Source organism: Streptomyces sp. NBC_01591 (assembly GCF_035918155.1).
Classification (GTDB): Bacteria; Actinomycetota; Actinomycetes; order Streptomycetales; family Streptomycetaceae; genus Streptomyces.
On record NZ_CP109327.1, the window covers coordinates 252,891 to 274,092 of the forward strand.

General features: G+C 67.2%; 18 protein-coding genes and 3 pseudogenes. 8 read left to right on the forward strand and 13 right to left on the reverse strand.

What is annotated here, in order from left to right:
• Window positions 1–221 precede the first annotated feature (221 nt).
• Entirely contained in the window at window positions 222–1,238 is a 1,017-nt protein-coding gene (locus OG978_RS01300; protein WP_326763412.1) for a DNA-directed RNA polymerase subunit alpha, read from the reverse strand.
• A 405-nt stretch (window positions 1,239–1,643) separates the two neighbouring features.
• On the opposite strand from OG978_RS01300, the gene OG978_RS01305 reads away from it, so the two are divergent.
• Window positions 1,644–2,033, forward strand: a complete 390-nt coding sequence (locus OG978_RS01305) for a hypothetical protein (RefSeq protein ID WP_326763413.1) — start codon at window positions 1,644–1,646, stop codon at window positions 2,031–2,033.
• Window positions 2,034–2,184: 151 nt separating this feature from the next.
• Here OG978_RS01305 and OG978_RS01310 read toward each other — a convergent pair whose 3' ends face one another.
• On the reverse strand, window positions 2,185–2,478 hold the full coding sequence (locus OG978_RS01310) for a DDE-type integrase/transposase/recombinase (protein WP_326769893.1): 294 nt from the start codon (window positions 2,476–2,478) through the stop codon (window positions 2,185–2,187).
• Between the two features lie 79 nt (window positions 2,479–2,557).
• On the opposite strand from OG978_RS01310, the pseudogene OG978_RS01315 reads away from it, so the two are divergent.
• Window positions 2,558–2,923: pseudogene (locus tag OG978_RS01315) on the forward strand (transposase); the annotation flags it as partial.
• Here OG978_RS01315 and OG978_RS01320 read toward each other — a convergent pair.
• Both OG978_RS01320 and OG978_RS01325 read right to left on the reverse strand, forming a co-directional pair.
• Window positions 2,922–3,344, reverse strand: a pseudogene (locus OG978_RS01320) (IS6 family transposase); the annotation flags it as partial. The pseudogenes OG978_RS01315 and OG978_RS01320 overlap by 2 nt on opposite strands.
• Before the next feature lie 51 nt (window positions 3,345–3,395).
• A complete protein-coding gene (locus OG978_RS01325; RefSeq protein ID WP_326763414.1) occupies window positions 3,396–3,692 on the reverse strand; it encodes a hypothetical protein in 297 nt (98 codons plus the stop codon).
• Between the two features lie 751 nt (window positions 3,693–4,443).
• On the opposite strand from OG978_RS01325, the gene OG978_RS01330 reads away from it, so the two are divergent.
• Together OG978_RS01330 and OG978_RS01335 are read left to right on the forward strand one after the other, a co-directional pair.
• Window positions 4,444–6,831 (forward strand): SdrD B-like domain-containing protein, encoded by a 2,388-nt coding sequence (locus OG978_RS01330; RefSeq protein WP_326769894.1) that lies wholly within the window; start codon window positions 4,444–4,446, stop codon window positions 6,829–6,831.
• A 301-nt stretch (window positions 6,832–7,132) separates the two neighbouring features.
• The gene (locus tag OG978_RS01335; RefSeq protein WP_326769895.1) at window positions 7,133–7,813 is read left to right on the forward strand and encodes a hypothetical protein; all 681 of its coding nucleotides are present in this window, start codon (window positions 7,133–7,135) and stop codon (window positions 7,811–7,813) included.
• Window positions 7,814–7,820: 7 nt separating this feature from the next.
• Here OG978_RS01335 and OG978_RS01340 read toward each other — a convergent pair whose 3' ends face one another.
• Window positions 7,821–9,158, reverse strand: coding sequence for a right-handed parallel beta-helix repeat-containing protein (locus OG978_RS01340; protein WP_326763415.1), 1,338 nt, complete (start codon window positions 9,156–9,158; stop codon window positions 7,821–7,823).
• Between the two features lie 87 nt (window positions 9,159–9,245).
• Here OG978_RS01340 and OG978_RS01345 point away from each other — a divergent pair, with 87 nt between their 5' ends.
• Complete coding sequence (locus tag OG978_RS01345) at window positions 9,246–10,403, forward strand: Dyp-type peroxidase (protein ID WP_326763416.1); 1,158 nt, start codon at window positions 9,246–9,248, stop codon at window positions 10,401–10,403.
• Window positions 10,404–10,978: 575 nt separating this feature from the next.
• Here OG978_RS01345 and OG978_RS01350 read toward each other — a convergent pair.
• Window positions 10,979–11,209 carry a hypothetical protein gene (locus tag OG978_RS01350; protein ID WP_326763417.1) on the reverse strand — a complete coding sequence of 77 codons (231 nt, stop codon included), beginning with the start codon at window positions 11,207–11,209 and terminating at the stop codon, window positions 10,979–10,981.
• A 1,433-nt stretch (window positions 11,210–12,642) separates the two neighbouring features.
• Here OG978_RS01350 and ltrA point away from each other — a divergent pair.
• Both ltrA and OG978_RS01360 read left to right on the forward strand, forming a co-directional pair.
• Complete coding sequence (gene ltrA, locus OG978_RS01355) at window positions 12,643–14,427, forward strand: group II intron reverse transcriptase/maturase (protein WP_326763418.1); 1,785 nt, start codon at window positions 12,643–12,645, stop codon at window positions 14,425–14,427.
• A gap of 87 nt (window positions 14,428–14,514) precedes the next feature.
• A pseudogene (locus tag OG978_RS01360) lies at window positions 14,515–14,871 on the forward strand (HNH endonuclease family protein); the annotation flags it as partial.
• A gap of 18 nt (window positions 14,872–14,889) precedes the next feature.
• On the opposite strand, the gene OG978_RS01365 reads toward OG978_RS01360, so the two are convergent.
• The 7 genes from OG978_RS01365 to OG978_RS01400 all read right to left on the reverse strand — a co-directional run bounded on the left by OG978_RS01365 (window position 14,890) and on the right by OG978_RS01400 (window position 21,045).
• Entirely contained in the window at window positions 14,890–15,219 is a 330-nt protein-coding gene (locus tag OG978_RS01365; RefSeq protein ID WP_326763419.1) for a hypothetical protein, read from the reverse strand.
• A gap of 141 nt (window positions 15,220–15,360) precedes the next feature.
• Window positions 15,361–15,930, reverse strand: coding sequence for a GNAT family N-acetyltransferase (locus OG978_RS01375; RefSeq protein ID WP_326763420.1), 570 nt, complete (start codon window positions 15,928–15,930; stop codon window positions 15,361–15,363).
• Between the two features lie 151 nt (window positions 15,931–16,081).
• Window positions 16,082–17,215 carry a hypothetical protein gene (locus OG978_RS01380; RefSeq protein ID WP_326763421.1) on the reverse strand — a complete coding sequence of 378 codons (1,134 nt, stop codon included), beginning with the start codon at window positions 17,213–17,215 and terminating at the stop codon, window positions 16,082–16,084.
• A 1,166-nt stretch (window positions 17,216–18,381) separates the two neighbouring features.
• Window positions 18,382–18,708 carry a helix-turn-helix domain-containing protein gene (locus OG978_RS01385; protein WP_326763422.1) on the reverse strand — a complete coding sequence of 109 codons (327 nt, stop codon included), beginning with the start codon at window positions 18,706–18,708 and terminating at the stop codon, window positions 18,382–18,384.
• Window positions 18,705–19,817 (reverse strand): tyrosine-type recombinase/integrase, encoded by a 1,113-nt coding sequence (locus OG978_RS01390; protein WP_442817637.1) that lies wholly within the window; start codon window positions 19,815–19,817, stop codon window positions 18,705–18,707. Before OG978_RS01390 ends, OG978_RS01385 begins: the two co-directional genes overlap by 4 nt.
• A gap of 57 nt (window positions 19,818–19,874) precedes the next feature.
• Window positions 19,875–20,570, reverse strand: coding sequence for an ATP-dependent DNA ligase (locus OG978_RS01395; protein ID WP_326763424.1), 696 nt, complete (start codon window positions 20,568–20,570; stop codon window positions 19,875–19,877).
• 55 nt (window positions 20,571–20,625) lie between these two features.
• Entirely contained in the window at window positions 20,626–21,045 is a 420-nt protein-coding gene (locus OG978_RS01400; RefSeq protein WP_326763425.1) for a DUF6233 domain-containing protein, read from the reverse strand.
• Here OG978_RS01400 and OG978_RS01405 point away from each other — a divergent pair.
• Window positions 21,032–21,181 (forward strand): hypothetical protein, encoded by a 150-nt coding sequence (locus OG978_RS01405; RefSeq protein WP_326763426.1) that lies wholly within the window; start codon window positions 21,032–21,034, stop codon window positions 21,179–21,181. The genes OG978_RS01400 and OG978_RS01405 overlap by 14 nt on opposite strands.
• Window positions 21,182–21,202: the final 21 nt, after the last annotated feature.

Consider the following 21,202-nt stretch of genomic DNA (forward strand, 5'->3'; position numbering starts at 1 on the left):
CGATCCAGAGCCCCTTTTCGTATGCCATCCGCTTCAGGTCTTCGCGATCAGACTTGGGCAACGTCACGTACGTAAAGGCTGAGGAGCGGAGCGGCGTTGCACGGACCGGGGTCGTTGGTTGCCTGGCCGTGAAGGCCCCAGCGGGGAAGGGGCGGACGCCCAAGCGGTGGCGCGCATCCGGCGCGGACGGGCGCCAGCGCCGAACCTCGTGAATCGCCCTGTCAGTACTGCTCGGTCTCGACGAACCCGGCGTCGGCGTCGTCGCCGGCGCCGAACGCGGCGGCCGTCGGGTCGAATCCGGGCGGGCTGTCCTTGAAAGTCAGGCCCATGCCGGCCAGCTTCGCCTTGACCTCGTCGATCGACTTCGCACCGAAGTTACGGATGTCGAGCAGGTCGGCCTCCGAGCGGCCCACGAGCTCACCCACGGAGTGGATGCCCTCGCGCTTGAGGCAGTTGTACGAACGGACCGTGAGCTCCAGCTCCTCGATCGGCAGCGCGAGGTCAGAGGCGAGGGCGGCGTCCGTCGGGGACGGGCCCATGTCGATGCCTTCGGCGTCGATGTTGAGTTCGCGGGCAAGACCGAACAGCTCGACCAGGGTCTTACCGGCCGAAGCCATGGCGTCACGCGGGCGCATGGCCTGCTTGGTCTCGACGTCGACGATCAGCTTGTCGAAGTCGGTGCGCTGCTCGACGCGGGTCGCCTCGACCTTGTACGTGACCTTGAGCACCGGCGAGTAGATGGAGTCGACCGGGATACGGCCGATCTCCTGGCCCACCTGCTTGTTCTGGACGGCGGAGACGTAGCCGCGACCGCGCTCGACGGTCAGCTCCATCTCCAGCTGGCCCTTGCCGTTCAGCGTGGCCAGGACCAGGTCCGGGTTGTGGACCTCGACACCGGCCGGCGGGGCGATGTCAGCAGCGGTGACCAGGCCGGGACTCTGCTTGCGCAGGTACATCACGACCGGCTCGTCGTGCTCCGAGGAGACGACCAGCTGCTTGATGTTGAGGATGAGGTCGGTGACGTCCTCCTTGACGCCCGGCACGGTGGTGAACTCGTGCAGGACACCGTCGATCCGGATGCTGGTGACAGCAGCGCCGGGGATCGAGGAGAGGAGCGTACGGCGGAGAGAGTTGCCGAGGGTGTAACCGAAGCCCGGCTCCAGCGGCTCGATCACGAACCGCGAGCGGAACGCATCGACAACCTCTTCAGTCAACGCGGGACGCTGAGCAATCAGCATAGGGTGCTGCCTCCATTTCTCGGCGCCCGCTATTTGACGCCGTAGACACCGCACGGTATCGGCAATACGACCTCACAAGAGGCCGCACCGCCCGGCTCGGGGCAAAGCACAGATTTCCGCAGGATGGAACGGCGCACAGGAGTGAGTGCGGACCTGGATGCCCTCGGGATGAGCTGGTAGCCGCAGCGCCATCGGCGGCAGGGCGGAGCCGGCACGGATGCGTCGGCGGGGGGGGTGGGCGTTTCCTGCTTGGCTGGGGCTAGGGAGCGCTGGGCCGCTACGGTCTCAGTAGAGCTGACGGCACATTGGATTCTCGGCTCTTGAGTCTTGAACTGCTGTGTCCATACGGGCTGTTGTGGGAAGGACAGTGAACTCGTGGCTTCGTCAGGAGCGGCACGGGCGTGGGTGTGGGTGACGGCGGGTTTGGCCTTGCTGGCCACGGTGGGGCTGGCGCTGGTCGCGGTTCTGGCTGATCTGGATACGGCTGGTCAGGCCGCGAGCGTGGTGGGATCGATGGTCGGGCTGGCGGCGTTACTGGTGTCGGTGGTCACGCTGTTCCGTGGTGGCGGATCCAGGAGCGGGCGGCGCGTGCGTGCCGGGCGTGGGGCAGTCGCGGCCGGTGGCAACATCACGGGCTCCGCTCTCGGAAAGGACTCGAAGGTGACTGGCCCCCGCACCCCGCCGGGCAGCGTCCCCACGCAGCGGGACGGGGATGACGTGCGAGCCGGGCGGGACGGGGTCGCGACTGGTGGCGACATCACCGACAGTGCCCTTGGTGAGGGAAGCGAGCGGTGAGGTTGTTTCCTCGGCCTCGTCACGGGGGTGGGTCCGGAAAGTCCGGAGACGGCGCGGTTCCCCGGGAAGGGGAAGCGGCGTTGTCACATTGGTGCGGTGTTGATCGATTGAGGGCGCGTCAGGGTGTGTAGGGGTCGGGTGGGGGCCTGGCTTACGCTGCGATGGGCTGGTAGGTGGCGCCGGTGATCTCGTCCCAGATGGCGAAGCGGGTGGTCATCTCGGTGCGGTATTCGGTGGCGGTCATCAGGTGGCGGCGTGGTCGGAAGTGCGGTGAGATGCCGCTGAACGCGGACAGGAACCGCTGGGCCCCGCCGGTACTGCGGAAGCCCTTCATCGCGCGTTCGCGCTGCCTCGTCGGCTGATGACTGTTCTCGGCCCGGTTGTTCAGCTTGTCGTTTATGGTCCGCTGTCGAACGCGGCTCGAACTTGGTGAGCGTTTTCGCAGTTCACCGGACGTGAAAGCGGCCTTCGGCTGATCCTTTGCTCCGTCACAGAGGCAGAAGATCAGCACGAAGGCCGTGGTCGTGAGTTTGGTACATAAGGGCGTCCTGCGGGACGCGTTCGCGGAAGCGTCACACTTCCGGTCGGAGCTGTACGCGTGCCTGACCGCTCGGGGCGACGCGTTGTTCGAGTTGTGCGACGCGCTGTTGTGTACGGACGGGCCGGTACGGACGCTGGTCGACCTGGCCCTCGCGCCGGAACACCGTCGTGGTCACGGAGCCCTGTACGGCGGGCTCAACCAGGGGCAGATCGACGTCGTCCGGCTTCGCCGGGCCCTGGCCGGGGTGCCGCTGCCACGGGCTGCGGACGGCAGGCTGGTGCTGGCCGTGGACGTCTCGCCGTGGCTGCGGCCGCATGCCAACACCTGTGCTGACCGGGCCTTTTGCCACGCGGCTTGTCGGTGACGACCACCCTCGGCACCGAGCATGTCTTCTTGAGCAGTTTGCGGAAGAACCGCCTGGCCGCAGCGGTGTCCCGCCGGTTCTGGACCAAAATGTCGAGCACGTTGCCATCGGCGTCGACGGCCCGCCACAGGTACTTCAGCTCACCGTTGATCCTGAGGAAGACCTCGTCCAGGTGCCACTTGTCGCCCGGCTGCACACGCCGGCGGCCCAGGCCGTTGGCGTAGGCCTGCCCGAACTTCGTACACCAGCGGCGGACCGTCTCGTGGGAGACGATCACGCCGCGCTCGAGCATCAGCTCCTCGACCTCGCGGAACGACAACGGGAAACGGAAGTACAGCCACACGCAGTGCGCGATGATCTCCACCGGGTACCGGTGCCCCCTGTACGACGGCGGCGCGCTGTCCACGGACGCCCCCTCCCAGCACGACCAACCAGAGGATCATCCCAGGCCGGTCAGTCAACGTGACAGTGCCGGCAGCGCTGCTACCGCCTCGTCCACAACCACGTCCAGGCCGGCGGCACGCTCCCCGAGGCTGCGGGCGACGTCGTCGTCCAGGGCGAGGACCTCGGACGCTGGGTGAACGCGCAGCAGTTCGGGTGGGAGCAGCTCTTGCCTGTACAGCAGTGGATCCTGGAGAACACCCTCACGATCACACCAGCCGAGGAAGACGAGCGGCCGGTGAAGCAGACGCAGGAAGCGAAGTGGGCGGCCAACCTGGCAGCAGCACGGCAGTTCCACGCCCGTGAAGGACACCTGAGAGTCCCTCGGAAGCACGTCGAGCAGTTGGAGACGGAGGGCGCACTGTCGGGCCGTCAGGGCTGTCCGGATCCGCATACCAGTTATCACGCCACGTCAATCGTGCAGCAGGCGAACCGGACCAATCTCGACTACGCAACGCCCCTGTGCGACGAGCACGCCCCAGTCGCGTCATCCGGACGGCACGGACCCGACGGGAACAGATTCAGCCATCACTTCGCTGTCGCACATTCTTCCGGTCGCCATTCGCTGAGCACTCGGAGACTGTCGCGGATCCCGATGGATGCGAGGGGTTCTGCTGGTGACAGCGGGACTCCGGGGGATAGGATATCGCGCACTGCTCGCGGTGGCGGTCGGTGAGGTCGGGGGCGGGGGCGAAGGCACCGTGATTGAGCTGCAAAAACACGCAACCCAGGGCGGTCCTGCCCGAGGTCGTGAACGCGCGTTTGCTTTTCCTGTCCTGCAGCGCTTACAAATCACCCACAATATCCTCATACGATCACCACAAAGCGGTCCACTCAACAGCAGTGGGCCCTTTTTTCTTCCGTGACGTTCGCCACCGGCGTCCGCGCCTGGGGTCACGAAGTGGACGTGTAGCGAGAAGCGAGTGCTTCGTTTTCACGACAAGAGAAGTGTGGAGTGTGATGCCATGAACCGACTCGGCAGAGACTCGCGCCGATTAGCCTGGAGGCTTGTGGAGCCGCCGGCGCGCATCGCGTTATCTGTTCTTTTGCTGGCAGGCGGCGCCGTGGGAGCGACGGCTGGACCGGCCGCCGCTTCGACCGCCGACGGTACGCTGACGGTTGAGGTGCTGCGCGACTTCTTCGGCACCGGCGTGATCAACACGACGATGGACGTGCCGCAGCGGGGCATGAAGGTGGAGATCTCCGACCCCGCTGGGCACGTTGTCACCGGCGTCACGGATGCCACCGGAAAGGTCGTGGTGTCGCGGTCGACCGTGCTGAGCGGCGGCCAGTACCGCGTCGACGTCAGCATCCCGGCGCCGTACAGCGGCTATCTGCAGGCGGCGCCTGCGTCGACAGCGGGGAACCACTTCGACAGCTTCACGTCGTTCGTGGATGTGTCGGGCGGACAGAACGCCTCGGTGGTGACAGGGGTGTGGGATCCGGCCGACTACGCGCTGCCGGACTCGCGGTACTTCGTGCCGATCCACAACGGCGCCAACGGGACCGACAACCGGGCGTTGGTGGCGTTCGGGACGAAGACCCGGGGCACGTGTCCCACCGATGTGGCGTGCCCGACCACGCTGGCCACGCAGGACCAGGTGGGCACGACGTTCGGGTTGGCGTACGACAAGTACCGGACCCGGCTGTTCCAGAGCGCGTTCGCCCGCCGGTACGCCCCGTACGGGCCGCAGGGCGGGGGCGCGATCTACACGGTGCCGGTCAACGGCTCGGGTGCGCCGGAGCTGTTCGCGCGGGTGCCGGACGCCGCGGTGACGCGGCACGACACCGCCAACATGATCAAGGATCCCGGGTTCACCGACGCGCCGGGCAAGGAGAGCATCGGTGGCCTGGCCCTGTCGGAGGACGGCTCCACGCTGTACGCGGTGAACCTGCGGACCCGCAGCCTGGTGAGCTTCGACGCGACAGGGGCCACCGCCGCGGCGCCCAAGTCGACGGTCCCGATCCCGGACCCGGGGTGCGCAAGCCCCGACGACTGGCGGCCGTTCGGTCTCCAGGTCCACAACAACACGCTGTACGTCGGCGGCGTGTGCAGCGCGGAGAGCACGCAGCAGCGCGCGGACCTGAAAGCCTTCGTCTCCACCTACGACGGCAAGCGGTTCACCACGGTGCTGAGCCACCCGCTCACGGACGAACGCGGCAGCGTCTTCGGTTCCGGCGACAAGGCCACCCACTGGAACCCGTGGAACACCAGCCTGGACACGTGGGACGACAGGAAGACGGGCAGCGTCTTCATCGATCCGCAGCCGGAGCTGGCCTCCCTCGCCTTCGCCCGCGACGGCTCGATGATCCTGGGTTTCCGCGACCGGTTCATGGACGTGCTCAGTTGGGGAGGGCTGGACCCCCGCCCGGGGAACGACACGGCGGAAAACGGCATGTCCGGTGGTGACATCACCATGGTCTGCGCCACTCCCACCGGTGAATACCAGTGGGAAGGCACCGGGAGCTGCCCCAACCACGCCACCCCCGCCAACAATGGCGGCCAGGCCGCCGATGTCGTCGAATACTTCCCGGGCGACTTTTACGCCAACGCGCACCAGGAGACCGCGCTGGGGTCGGTGGCCTATATCCCGCAGCAGCAGTGGGTCGTCAGCACGGAGTTCGACCCGGTCGTCAACGTCGCGACCTCAGGGACCGGGTACCACAACATCACGACCGGTCAGGGCCCGGGCAACAACCCGACCGCCAACGGGTTCCAGTTCGTCAACCGGGAACAAGGCGGGTTCGGCAAGGCCGGCGGGCTCGGTGACATCGCGTACGCGGCGGCGAACGCGCCGATCCAGGTCGGCAACGTCGTGTGGTTCGACGGCGACCACAACGGGATTCAGGACCCGGGGCACGTGCTGCTGCCGGGGGCGACGATCAACCTGCTGGACGCGGACGGCAAACAGGTCGCCACGACCAGGACCAATGCCGCCGGCGAGTACTACTTCGGCGGTGTCGGCGCCGCGTACGAGCTCACGCCGGGCGCGAAGTACACGGTGCAGTTCGACGTGTGCACCGCGGACACCAGCCAGGTGCCCGAGCAGCCCCCGGCGCGCGAGCTGAGGTTCACGCTCCCGCGGGCCGGTGCCAACCGTGCGCACGACTCCAATGTGACCCCGCCGACCACCGGACCGTTGTGCAACGGCTACGCGCCTGTCACGGCGCCGGACAAGCCGGGCGGGGTCGATCACACGATCGACGCCGGGGTGTACATCCCGAAGGAAACGCCGACTCCCACACCGACTCCGACGCCGCCCGCGGCCTCCACGCCGCCGTCGTCCGCGCCGCCTGCCAACCACCCGGCCCCGGCCGGTGGAGGCGGGGGTTCGCTGGCGAACACCGGTACGCCCGGGCTGGCGGAGGTGATCGGCATCGTCGGTCTGCTGGTGGGTGCGGGCCTGGTCATCGCGTTCGTGACCCGGAATCGTCGCGCCCGGCAACACTGAACGAACCGCACAACGGTGATCTGCCCGTCCGCGATCCGGACGGCGCGGACGGGCAGATCACGTCTCGGCCGGTCCACGAGGGCCGGCCTTGGCGTCGTCTGCCACCGGACTGCCGAGTGCCGCCGCGAGCCCGCGGCGGCCGGACGGTGTGGTGATCGAAAGGATGAATCGGAGAATGTCAGCGTCGAACCGCGTGCGGAGCGTGAGAATCCGGCAAGCCCCACCGGGTCGTCCGGCTGACCGGCGCCGATGGCCGCGGTCGCGCCGGGCCGCGGCCGTCATCGGCATCGCGGTGGCCGCGGTGGCCGCGTTCCTGGTCGCCGACGGCGGCTCCGGCGCCGACGGTCCGCGCCCGCTGACGACGGATGAGGCGAGCCGGCTGGCGATCACGCGATTCCGTAACTACCAGGCGCAGGGGCGCGCGGTGACGATCACCGTGCCGGGCACTGCCGGCGGGCTGACCGTCACCGGGTCCGTCGACTATCGGCGCAAGGTCGGTTACGGCGTGGTGCACGGCACCGGGCGCGACACATCCAGCGAAGGGCTGATCCAGTGGACGCCCACCTCGGTGCACGTCCGCCCGATGACGGACGCCCCGGCGCACGCACCCGCGTCGCCGCCCCGTTCGGGCTGGTACGACCGTCCGCTGCTGTCGTCCGGCAGCGCGCTGGACACCTCCCTGTCCATCGCGCTCGGTCTCGGCGGCGACCGGCCGGACAACGCCGAACTGCTGCCGCAGAACGGCGCCGCCTGGTGGGGGCGGGAGCAGGTGGACGGGCGCTGGGTGGACGTCATGACCGGACCGTCCTCCCCTGACCGCTCCGGTACGGCGGGCAACGTGCGCTACTGGATCGGCTCCGACGGCACCATGTACCGGGTCCGCGTCAGCGTGGGTTCGCAGCCGGAGCCGGTAGTCATCGATTTCGACACCCACAAGTACGTTCCGGTCAAGCCGGTACCCGGAACCACCCCGACCCGGTAGCCGCTGTTCAGGACGTCTGCACCCGCGCGTACGCGGCGAGCAGGGACGCCGGCGGCAGCCGGATGCCCTCCGTCTTCGGCAGGGCCGGGACGGGCGGGACAGCGGTGGCGCCCGCAGTGGCGGCGTCGGGGAACTGCGGCTGCGGAGCAGGCGCCGCGACCTCGGTGAACGGGATGCCACCGGGTGCCGTCGGCGCCGCCCACGTGCCGGCCGGCGAGGACGCCCCGGCCGGAAGCGGGCAGGCCGCAGTCGTCGCGAGCCGGGCGGGCACGGTGGTGCGCAGATCGTTGCCCCGCAGGCAGTTGCCCCGTCCCCGCGTGGCGGTGGGGAACGTCCAGCCGACGTCGACGCCGTTGCCGGTGAACGTGTTGTCCACGATCTGGTTGCCGACCGGAGGTATGTCGGTGGTCGCGGTGATCACCAGCCCGGCGTTGCGGTTGCCGGCGATGCGGTTGCGGATGAACCGGTTGTCGCTGCCGCCGTCGATGCCGGCGCCGATGCCCCACCCGCCGTCGGCCTGCTCCGGGGTGGCCTTCTGCTGGTTGGCGGCGATCAGATTGCCCGCGATGACGGACCCCTTCTGCGGGAGCAGTTTCTCCTGGTGGTCGGAGTTGGTGGTGAGTCCGACCCGGTTGCCAAGCAGGCGGTTGCCGACCACGTACATGTCCTCGCTGGCGTTGGTGCCTTCGTAACCGACCGCGTTGAGTTCGGCGACGCTGTCCCGCACCACGATGTTGCAGGGCTTGCACTGGCCGACATAGATCCCCGAGTCGGCGCTGCCCGACGCGTACGAGTGCTCGATGACACCGTTCTGGGCGGAGAACGCGTAGATGCCGTACAGACCGTTGCGGGTCGCGGTCACGTGGGAGACCAGGAACGACTTCAGGAGGGTGACAGGCTCGTCGCCGGTGTCGTAGCCGCCGCTTCCCCCCGGCAGACCGACGGCCGCCTTCGCCGAACCGGTGACCAGGACCCCGTTCTGCGTGTTGTTCTCCACGGTCAGGTTCTCCACGGCCACCCCGGGCGCCGAGACGACGACGCCGTTCGGCTGCTGCAACCGCCCGTCGATGACGACCTTGTCCCGGGACAAACCGCGAAGAGTGATGCGCGCCGTGTCGATCTTCACCGACTCGTGGTACACGCCCGGCGCGACCAGCACCAGGTCACCGGGCCGAGCCAAGGACACCGCATCCGAGATCGTCGGGGCATCGGCAGGTACTCCGATCGTCACATGCGCACCGGCCGGACGCCGGCCCGCGCCCGATCCGCCATCGCCGCCGCAGCCTGCCACCAGCGTCAGCGTGCCCATTACCGCCGCCAACACGCGAAGAGCTAATCGAGGCATGATCCCAGTCTGGCATGACGCCCAATTCCACGCCAGAATCGCGAGGTTGACCGGCACGCTCGATTCGGGTGTGGCACTCTGCACCCCATGCGCCGAGCCGATCACCACCCGTCACGCCGCACGTTCCTCGATCTCACCGGCGCCATGATGGCCGCCGGTCTGACCGCCGGGTGCACATCGGACTCCGCCCAGCCAGGCCGGCACGCCCCTACCCCAGGGGCCACGCCAATGCCGGTTCCGGCGACGGGCCGCCATCAGGCAGGCATCACGTTCCCCCAGCCGGCCCAGCCCAACCTGCTCGCCGTGGTGACCGACCTCGGTGCCACCGTGGCTCCCGGCCCGTTCCTGGCCGAACTCGGCCAGGCCATCCGCACACTCACAGCGGGGACCGACACGCGGCTGCTGGGCCTGCCGCCGGGCGACCTCACCGTGACCGTCGGCGTGGGCCCCCGGCTGGTACGCACGGCCGGTGCCTCGCTGCCCGGTGCGGCCGACCTCCCGCGATTCTCCCGCGAGCGGATCGACCCGCAAGCACGTGGCGGTGACCTGCTGATACAGATCTGCGCCAGCGACGCGCTGCTCTTACCGGTCGTCGCCGCCGCGCTTCTGGACCAGGCCGGTGACCGCATCCGCGAACGCTGGCGCCAGTCCGCACGCCGCGGTACGAACGTGTCCGTCGGCAACGGCCTTACCGCGCCACGCAACCCGCTCGGTTTCATCGATGGCATCGTAGGCCCGCACACGACCGCCGAACAACAACGCGACCTGTGGCTGGCGGGGCCCCCTGCGGTCGCCGGCGGCACCCTTGCCGTACTGCGGCGTATGGAACTCGACCTGCCGCGGTTCGCCGCCCTGTCCGTAGCCGAACAGGAAGCGGTCTTCGGGCGGCGCCGGGCCAGCGGCGTCCCCCTCTCCGGCGGCACCGCCGCCTCGGGCCCGGAACTCGGAGCCAAGACACCAGACGGGCGCTACCTCGTCCCCGCGGACGCCCACGTGCGCAGAGCGCACGCCACCGTGGTCGGGGTCGGGCTCATGCTCCGCCGCTCCTACAGCACCGACGAGCCTGCCCCCGGCCTGCTCTTCATCAGCTTCCAGAACGACCTGCGGACCTTCACCGCCACCCTCACCCACATGGACACCTCCGACGCACTGCTGCCCTTCACCACCACAACCGCCAGCGCGACATTCCTAATCCTCCCCGGCTTCGACCGGCAACACCCGCTCGGTTCCCAGCTGTTCGGCTGATCACGATCAACTTGAGGGCGGGGAGACCGCGATGCCTCACTGCCTGTCGATTTGCATGCGTCGACGCACAGCTGACTGTCCTGGCATCGCCAGTCGCCCGGCCCGCAGGGGCTCGTTCTCGGCTACGCAACGACCACACCGGGGGCCATCGCGGAGGGCGTGGCCGTGTTTGGCGGACACTGCGCGCACTTGCCTGATGGTGGAACGCGACCGTGGTCCCACCCAAAACGCGCCGGTGTCCGTACCGTCGGGTGCGGGTGCCCTGACAGGACGGTGCTCTTGGTTGTCCCCGTGGTCACTCCGCACGTCCCGCGGGGACAGCCCCCGCCCCGGGTGCTTCCTGGATGATGACCGGGTTCGCTCCCCCGATCGGACAGCCCCGCACGGCCCTCGCGCATCGCCGATGCCGAGGACTCAAGGAGGTTGGGGCGCCTCGGGGGAAGAGGGCGGGGGCGGGGTGTCCTGCTTCTCCTCCCCCGCGGCGGGTCAGGTGCGGACGGGGTCGTCCGGCACTCCGGCCTGGTTCGCCGGGCCGAGTTGCCAGCGAGTGCCGCCTGGCGCGTCGGCTGGCGAAGTCAGGTGTTGCAGGTGTCGAGCATCTCGGACAGGGCGTTGACCTCGCTCGGGTTGGCGGTGAGCACAAAGCCGTCGAGAAGTACCGTGAGCAGCTTGCCCTCGAACGACGCAAGAAGCTCCGCGTCGCCTGACCCCGAACATACGGCGCTGCACCCCCAGGTGCAGCGCCGTTTCCACGCTCTGGAGACCCGGTCCATGCAGCGGCCGTGCATGTATCTCGCCCGGAGCATTGCAGCGTTGCCATCTCTCAGCCGGGAAGCCGCCCGGGCCCGAAACACCCTGCCCATGAACTGCCCCTGGCCAGAGGCGGGGAAGGCGGCCGCGGACAAGCGCCGCAGAGCGTTGCACGCCGTCGACTGACCCAGTGGCCGGCCTCGTACGGACATCGGCGCTGCGCTTCCCCGGGTGCAGCGCCGTTCGCGTGCTCGGTGTCGATGCCGATGCCAGAGATCCCCGCCTGGGTGGACAAAGATCCATCGGTGCAGGGCCAAACGGCCCGGCGGCGCCGCAGTCCTTGCCCGGGCGCAGCCACTGTAACCATCTATGTGGCGATTCGTCAGGCTTCGTCTCTGAAATCATGAGGCTGTATCAGCCCCTGACTTCGGAGCATCGCCGTGACAGCACGTCGCCTCGCCCCCATCGCCGCCATCTTCCTCGCGGCCTCGCTCGCCGCCTGCGGCTCAAGCGCGGCGAAGACCGAGTCCGACTCGAAGCCGTCGGCCCCCGCCGCCGCCAGCGCTTCTGGCGCCCCGGGTGACGGTGCCTCCGCTGCCCCGGCGCCCCTGCGGGCGGCGGCGACCTGTCCCTCGCGGAGGCAATCGCACAGATCCCGGCCGGGGACGAGAGCCGGGCCGGATACAAGCGCGATTCCTTCCGCCACTGGATCGACGAGGACAGCGACGGCTGCTCCACCCGGAACGAAGTGCTGCTGGCCGAGGCGACGAACAAGCCCGAACAGGGCGCGAAGTGTGTCCTGACCGGGGGTGAGTGGCTGTCGTACTACGGTGCGGCGTGAAGTCGCTCTTCGTCAGTGGGCGGTCCTAGAGGAAAGGGCCGTCTCCGGCTAAGTGATCAAAACAGCCGGTCCCCTAGGTCGGGTGCGGTCTCGGCAACGAGATCGTGCTAAGCCGACCGACGCGGAAAGCCCAAGGGCGCACGGGCCATCGTGAGCAACAGGCAGTGGGGAAGTCCGGAAAGGGCGAACGCAGGTGAACCTCCGATGAGGCCCCGTCAGTCAGTCGCGCCGCAATGGTCAGATTTCGGTGGCGTGTAAGAGGACCTGGAGCTGGAAAGCATCCAAATGGCTCTTCTTCCGTAGTTAGAAGAGTGAGATCACCATTGGTCCCGGGGTATAGGAGGCGCCCTCCTTCGGGCATATCTGACAGGAGCGGAACACGACAACCCCGTAAGGGTCCAGCGGAAGTTGGTAAGCCGGAGGCAACGAAGGCGGAACTCCCTTGCGGGCGCAGGATGACCCGAAAAGCAAATGCTGCTGGAGCGAAAGCTCAGGGGAAAACATGGGTACCGGGGCCTCACTCGCCATGTATAACCCGGCAGATACGGGCACGACGCCCGGCCCGAAAGGGAGCCCACGCGGGTCAGGTGGGCCTTTGAATGGAATCGGTCAAATCGAATTAACCGTGGCGCAAGTTGGATACCGGAGGTGGGAATAGTGGAGACGTGCGAAAGGGCACGAGAAGCAATTGAGGTACCTCCAGGGAACGGAACCTCGGGCGATGCCTCCTATTGGTCCAGTATCGACTGGATCAAAACGGAGCGCAACGTAAAGCGACTTCGGCAGAGGATTTTCAAGGCTGCGCAAGACGGCGACCTCAAGAAGGTTCGCAACCTACAGAAGCTCATGCTGCGATCGCACTCAAATACACTTCAAAGTGTAAAGAGGGTGACGCAGAAGAGCGCTGGAAGGCGTACAGCTGGCGTCGATGGTGAGACAGCCCTCAGGCCCTCGGATAGGGGAAGGTTGGCAAGGTCCACCGGAAATCGCCCAGCAAAAGGTGTCATGCCTGTACGTCGGGTGTATATCCCCAAGGCCAATGGAAAGATGCGGCCACTCGGAATCCCAACGATCAGGGACCGAGTGCACCAGGCACGGGTGAAAAACGCACTCGAACCTGAGTGGGAAGCACGCTTCGAGGCGGGAAGCTACGGCTTCCGTCCTGGACGGAGTTGCCACGACGCGGTCGAACGGATCTTCCGGATCACCTCATCCCGCCAAGCCAGGCGGCCATGGGTGCTCGACGCGGACCTGGCAAGTGCTTTCGACCAGATCAATCAAGACCGGCTCTTGGAAGCCATCGGAGACTTCCCAGCCAGGGAAGCCGTCCGGCGATGGCTCAAGGCAGGGGTGATGGACAGAGGGCGGTTCGCGCCGACAGAGGCAGGAACGCCTCAAGGCGGGGTGATCAGCCCACTGCTGCTCAACATTGCCCTACATGGCATGGAAGAAGCGGCCGGCCGACGTGCTGACGCCGGACGCAACGAACGCTTGCGCTCGCCCGATACGGTCAGATACGCGGATGATTTCGTCGTGTTTTGCAGGACGGAAGAAGAAGCGTGGGACGTCAAGAAGAGACTGACTGAATGGCTCGAACCCAAGGGACTCTCCTTCAACGAGGACAAGACCAAGGTGGTCCACCTTGATGAAGGGTTCGACTTCCTCGGATTCAACGTCAGAAAGTACTCAGGAAAGACGCTTATCAAGCCGAGTAAGGGAGCTGTCAGGCGGATCATCGGGGCGATGAGGGACGTGGCTGGGTCGATGAGCCAAGCCCGCACCGAAGAGGTAGTAAGACGCCTCAACCCAATGATCAAGGGGTGGTCCACCTACTACAGAGGAGCAGTCTCGTCGGAGATCTTCTCATCGCTCGACCACTACGTGTGGAAGCGAATGTGGAGGTGGGCAGTGAGACGACACCCAAGAAAGTCCAAGCAGTGGGTATTGGACAAGTACTGGGGTCAATTTCTCTACCCGACGAGGAAAGACCGCTGGATCTTCGGAGACAAGGAGACCGGAAAATACCTGTGCAAGTTCACTTGGACCAATATCAAGAGGCACATCCCAGTTAAAGGAAGGTCATCAAAAGATGACCCAAGCCTCGAAGAGTATTGGGCAAGTCGTACCCGGAAGCGCGCGCACCCGCAGGTCGACGGAAAGAATGTCTACCTCGCAGCACGACAGAAGGGTCTGTGCCCACTGTGCGGGCAGGACTTGATCGATGGAGCCGGATATGAACCGGAATCCGTTCGGGAGTGGGCCGACTGGTTCCACGCGAAATACCGATCGATCCACAGGCACCACCTGGTCTACCGGAGTCAAGGGGGATCAGACAGCACGACCAACCTCGTACTCATTCATGCCGAATGCCATCGGCAGCATCATGCTGCTGACCATCCCGATCCAGGAAAGGTAATGAACGCGCAGCCCTAGCGGCCTGCTTGAGCCGGATGCGGTGAAAGTCGCACGTCCGGTTCTGAGGGGGGACCGGCCGGGCAACCGTCCGGTCCTACCCGACACGAAGCCACGGTCACCGAGGCCAGGAAGCTGGACATCGACCACATGGTGCCGCTGGCCGAGGCATGGGACAGCGGAGCCTCGGCGTGGGACTCCGACCGGCGCATGCGATACGCGAACGACCTCGATGCCGAGCGCAGCCTCGTGGCGGTCACCGCACATGAGAATCGCAGCAAGGCCGACAAGGACCCCTCGGAGTGGATGCCGCCGGCCAACTCCGCGAAGTGCACCTACCTCGCCGACTGGACCGCCACGAAGCTCCGCTGGAAGCTGTCCGCGGACGACAAGGAACGGGCCGCCCTGGAGAAGCTGGCCAAGGGCTACTCCAACACCGTCGTGAAGTACGAGGTCGCCGCCTGACCAGCGGGCACGGCATCCTCACCGCATCCGAATCACGGTGAGGGTGCCGTGCCGACCGAATCCGGCCAGCACCTCCACGACCAGGTCCGTCTCCACCCGTGTATACGGCTCGCCCTCTGCTCGTCGCTCTCCCACCACCGTCGCGCCGCTCAAGGCCTCACCGACACGGGCCGCGAGAACGGGCTCCAGGCGTGCGGACATCCTGGCCGGCCCGCCCTCGTCCCCCACCGCCAGGACCAGATGGTGCGGTCTGAGCCGGGAGCCGGTGAACCCCAGTACCAAGGCGTCGACGGTGTCTGCGTGCCACTGGTGGAGTGTCGGTATTCGAGAGTTGCAGTATTCGCCCACGGGGCGAGCAGCCCCGCACCCGACCTGGTCACGCCAGCGGTGACAAGGTGTAAGGCTCCTGCCGCAACGGGTGCTACCTGCGACGACGCCAGATCAAGCACACGATCCCAGAGCCGAAGAACCAGCCGGGCAGCGTCGGACTCAATCGCCTGATCGACTGCCAAGATCTGCGGACAGCGCCGCGTAGATGTACTCGCTGCCCCAGCGATCCCCGTCGAGGTCGTTCTCGACCAGGTGCGCCTCCCGGCGCATCCCGAGGCGCTCACAGACCCGCACAGACCCGGTGTTCTCCACATCCAGCCGTGCGTAGAGCCGGTGCACGCCCAGCGTGTCGAAGGCAATCCCGGCCAGCGCCGCGGCCGCCTCGGTCGCGTAGCCGTGTCCCTCGTGACTTGGGTCGAGAGTCCAGCCGATCTCGGCCTGGGCGGCGCGGACATCGGCCAGGGTGAGGCTCACCTCTCCAAGGACGCCGGGCTCATCGCGTCGGCAGACAGCGAGCGCCAGCTTGTCCCCGTCGGCGCGCCAGGCCGTCTGCGCCGCACGCTCGGCGGCAACTTGCTCGCTGCGCTCACGCGTGTGCGCCGGCCGGTACAAGTAGCGCGCCACGCTCGGCAGGCTCTGGTAGGCGTACAGGTCGTCGGCGTCGCCGGGAGTGAACAGACGCAGCGACAACCGGGACGTGGTCAACGGCAGCAGCGAAGCGATGTCCATGCGGACCTCCGGGACGCGGATGTGGATCAAGTTGCGGAAGGATTGTCGCATCACGACTGCCCCGCAGCCACGCCTTTTCAAGAGCAGCGGTCGGCAGCCGCACTTCACCACGAGGCGTGGCTTTCCAGGAGTTGTTTACTGACCCACACTCCTAGCCCTGCGGGGCGTCCCGTCTCGCTGCCAAATATTCGGACCAGTTCCCGCCGGCGAGGGTGGCCCAGCGTTCGGCAGTCTTGGGGTGGATGCCGAGCAGGTCGGCGATGACCATGGGCGGCAGGTCTACCAGGGCGTCCATCATGGCGGTGTTCCGTGCTGCGCGGGCGGACAGACCGTGGTGTCTCAGTGTGTCGGCGAGGCCGAGGGGGTTACGCAGGCGTCCAGGGCTCTGGCCGGGTAAGAGGTACCTACGTCCGGCCGGAATGCTGTGACGGGGCGTGCTGTGTCGGAGCTGATCGTCGATGAGACGGGCGAGCTTCGGCGGGAGCACGAAGGGGTGCTGGTTGACGGCCAGGTAGGTGTGCTCCTGGTCGCGGCTGATGTGGTCCTCGGTGAGCTCGACGATGCGGGTCAGGGGAAGGGCATAGAGACGGACGAGAGCAGCCGCGACGCGGACGTCCAGGGGCAACGTGGTGTCGTTGAAGCAGCGCAGCAGCTCGTTTCGGGCCTCGTCCTCGGCTTGGAAGTGGCCGGGGAGTTGCGAGGCTGGGCGATCGATGACCAGACCGGGCGGGCAGAGGCGTCGTGCTGTGCTCCAGCGGAGGAAGGGGATGGATCGGGAGCGTAGGGTTGGCCTGTCGGTCGCCCAGGTGTCCAGATGCGGCTGCTGAAGTCGGCGGAGGCTCAGGGGCTGGGAGTCGAGCCAGTTCAGGAAGTCGATGGCGGCAGCCACGTTGCCGCAGTCGCCTTTGTACGCGGCATAGGTGTAGCGGCCTCGGGTTGAGCGTCGGCGGGCGTCGCGGATGATGTGCCATTCGGCGAACGGACGGATGAGATTGGCGTGCCGTGCTGGGAGTTCGGCCACAGCCCGCGCGACCCAGTTGGTGAGCAGGGCGAGGTTCTCATCGCGTGGCGGCAGGATGCCGGCAGTGACGAGTAGCCCGCGCACGTATGCGGTGGCAGCCCGTTGAGGCAGCGTGTCGAGGGACTCATGGTTTAGGGCTCCAGGATCGAGAGCCAGGCGCCCCAAGAGGTGGGCGGCGGGGCTTCGGCGCAGCCACTGCAGGACGCGGTAGGGGTTTTCCGCGCCGGTCAGAACGACGGCGAGGGGTTGGAGTGGCTGGGCCACGCTTGCGCCATCCGCGGAAAGTAGATCGGTCACGCGGGCGGCCAGGGTGCAGCGGGGGCAGCGGTCGCCGGAGTAGAGGTCCGCCGGCTCACCGCAGGCCGAACACCGCTCGACCGGTTCGTCGGGGAACGAGCAGGCCTTGCACAGGAGGGTTCCCTCGGCTGTCTGACCTATCAGAATGCGATGTCGACTACACGAGGCGCACGGTGCAGGGGTCGACAGAGCCGCTCTGTAGCAGGAGTCGCAAACCGGCCCTCGCGGCCAGAAGACCTTGACCTTCCCGACCCGGCCGCACAGGGCACATGCGCGCTCTTCGCGAGGACGGCACGTGTCGCAGTGGAACGGGCCCAGACCGCCGTTGATGTGGTGGCCGGGTCGGACTCTTTCACAGATGGCGCAGGTCTTCTCGTGTCGCTTGTAGCACCTCTCGCAGGTGTCCGGCCTGGTGCCGTCGGCCCGGGCGACGATGGGAACGATCTGTCCGCAGACACCGCACCGGCGGGGAGGGCTGGAGTAGCAGCCGCCGCAGACCGGCCCGTCGGAGGTCAGTGCGTTGACCCGGCGTACCCGTCCGCAACGGCAGCACGTCTGACGATTCTTCGGAATACAGGTCTGACAGAGGCTGGTGCCGTCGGGCAGGCGCCGGTACGAGATCATCATCCGGCGGCAGCCGACGCATTCCTCTTTGGCGTCCGGCTCCTTGCTCCTGCACGGGCTACAGATGCCGCCCTCTGCTCGGCGGGCGTAGATGCTGGTCACTCTGCCGCAGCGGGCGCACGGCTTCTTGGCACGTCGCCCTGCGCAGCGTTCACATAGCCGCCCCTCCGGTCCCGTGCGGGTGGGAAGAGGGTCGGTGCGTCCGCAGTCGCCACAGGCCACCAGGGCGACCTTGTCACCATGCCCGGCAGCGGTCAGCGCGGCCAGCAAACGCACGACACAGGTCGGGCAGTCGGCACGGGGCATAGTCAGAGCGTCGGGCCTTTCGGACAGATAGCGCACCAGACGGAAGGCGTTAGCACCACGCCATGCCCGAGCCTCCTCCGCCACGGCCTGCGCGTGTTCGGGGGCAAGGGATTCGCCTACCGCTGACCGCAGCATCGCGATGATCTGCTCTTGCGCGGCGGCGAGTTCGGCGCGTAGGCGGATCTGATCCGGCGTCAGCGGCCTCACGGCTGACCCGGGCGCCGGATCGTGGTTCGCCGCTCCTTGAGCGGCAGTGGCTCGGCTTGTCCGTCCGCGGTCTTCTTGACCTGTGCGTTGACTACCTTCGGCTTGATGAGATCGTTCGGCGTGCACCCGAAGATGTCGCACAGCGCGACCAGGGTGTCCATGCTCATCCGCTGGGGCGGTTGCGTCACCAAGCGGTAGACCTGCTCACGCGACAGGGTCACGCCGCGTTCCGCCAGGAGCGGCACCAGGTCCGAGGTCTGGAACATCTGGTGCTCGGCCATCGTGGCCCGCAGACACCACTCGTAGCCCATCTTCTTGATCATTTAAGGTCCCAGTCGTCACCCAGCCGGCGCTTCAGCGAAGCCTCCAGGAGCTGGTTCCGGTACTCGTCAGAGACACCCATGTAGATGGCCGTCGTAGAAGCGTGACTGTGGCCCACCTGCTCTTGAACGAAGCGGGCAGGGTAGCCGAACTCGGTCAGATGCGTGATGTAACTGTGGCGCAGACAGTGCAGGTCGAGGTCTTCGTCGAGGCCGGCGTCCTGGCGTGCCGTCACGAATGCCTCGTTGATCGAGCGGGGAGACATCCGGCCAGCCCGCTCGGTCACCCACAAGGCCGGGTGTCGGCCCGGTGCGAGCCGCGGGCGAATCTCGTGCACCCACTCGTCGAGGACGTCGACCACCCAGTCCATCTCCGGGACCAGGAGCACGGTGCGTCGCTTCGGAGGTGTGCCCTTGGAGGACTTGCCGTACCGGACGGTCATGCTGCCGGCGGTCCCGAACTGCGGCGCCTTCCTATGACGCCGCAGATCCACCAGGTCGACCTTCGAGGACTCGGTCCGCCGCGTGCCGTAGGCGTAGATCGTCTTTAGCGCGGCCGCATCGCGTAGCGCGGTGAGCGTGCCCTTGCGGCCCTGCCTGTGAATGCGTCGAGGTCGGGCATCGGCGGCGTCGAACAGCGCCTGGACCTCGTCGTAGGTCAGAGGCCGACGTCGGGGATCGCCCTCGTACTCCACCGAGTGCAGGACGGAGTTGCCCTCGTGAAAGATCACCTGCGGTGACAGGCCGAACCGTTCCTGGCAGGTCTCGATCCACCCGTACCGGCGGTCCAGCAGGTACTCCACGAACAGCTCGATCACTACCCCGTAAGACCGAGCCGTAGACAACTGGACCGGCTTGGCCCCGCTGCGAAGGTGGACGATGAACGCCTCGCCATCGGCCGGAGTCCACTGCCACGGGTACAACCCCGTGAAATCCTCGAACCGTTGGACCAGACGCAGCCGGGGCTGGACCGTCGAAGCCTGGAGAAACCGCGCGGACTGCTGCCGAGCCCATCCTTCCTTCATTGCAGAGGAAACCGCTGGCTCCGGGTCCAGGAGGACAACGTTCGGGGCCAGGGCAAGACGCACCGAACCGGGTGCCTCAGTGACCATGCCCGTCGTTGTATCAAACGCATCATTGTTGCGTCCATATCGAGCGGTGCTGGTCAGCTACCGAAGGAGGCCCAGGGCGTTCCCGATACAGGGTCTCTGATCAGCAGGAACGTTCGAGGTAGGGCTGTACGAACTGTTGCAGCCAATGCAATTCATCCTGTTTCGTACTTTCACCCACCGGCGCTGTCCTGACGGATAGCCCGCGCCGCCCCGCTTGCAGACGATCCCCTCGATGCCCTGCTCGCGCAGGGCGTCGTACCAGAGCACAGCCACGTCCCGGTCGTCGGTCGCCGGGACAACCTGGATCGGCGGCCCGACATCGGCGAGGAGCTCCAGGAGGAAGGCGCGGCGCTCGATGTACGGCAGGCTTCGGCAGTCGCCGATCGCCGGATCCGGGTGCTGCAGAACGTCCCAGCAGACGTAGGAAGCCGGATGCCGGGCCGCCAGGGCGCGGGCCCGGGTCACGGACGACGCGGCCCGTGACTGCGCGGCCGCGAAGTCGAGCCGACCGTCCCGCCAGATCACGGCCTCCCCGTCCAGCACCGTGCCGGGGCGCAGTTCCATGCCGGCGACGGCCAGGTCCATCCAGTGCTGGGTGACGACTCTGCCGGACCGTGCGTACAGCACGACGGTCTCATCGGTACGACGCAGCACAGTTCTGTGGCCGTCGAACTTCGGCTCGTACCACCAGCCCGGCCCCTCAGGCAGGACCGGGACGGCCTGGGCCAGTGCCACCTTGGTCGGGAACTCCACAGACCGATCCTGCGAGCCCGGCTCCCGCAAAGCGCGTCGGGCGGTTTGTACGGCCCTACCCGTCGACGAGCCCCGTCTCGGGCTTGCAGATCTGGCACGCCTCGATGTCGGGCTCCGCCAAGGCGATCACGGCCTCCTCACGGTTGAGGAATCCGCCCTCGACCGGATATAGGGCACAGTCCCTGCGGTGCACCAGAGCCATCGACGATGACCGCTGCGGCTGGATCTTCCACCGCAGCGCGGCGTGCGCCTGCTCCCGGCGCTGTTGCTCCTGCTGCTCCTTGATCTCCAGTTCCCGGATTCGGCCCCGGACCTGACGCAGCTGCCACTCCAGCCAGTCGGCCAGGGCCCGGATATGCAGGGCCTTACAGGACGGGGCACGGAGGCACCGGAGCCGAACGGCCCCCAGGGCCGGGCGGCAGCACGGCCTGCCAGGCATCAGCGCCCGTAGCACGGCCATGATGGAAGCGATCACAGACCTCCCGCCCATCGTCGTCAGCGACCTCTTCGGCATGCATCCCCACACCGCCTACGCCTGGGCCCAGTACGCCCAGAACAACTGGGCGGAGTACCTTGAAGCCGCCCAGGCCACGGAAGACGTTCAGATGTAGACCGGTAAACACCTAACTGCT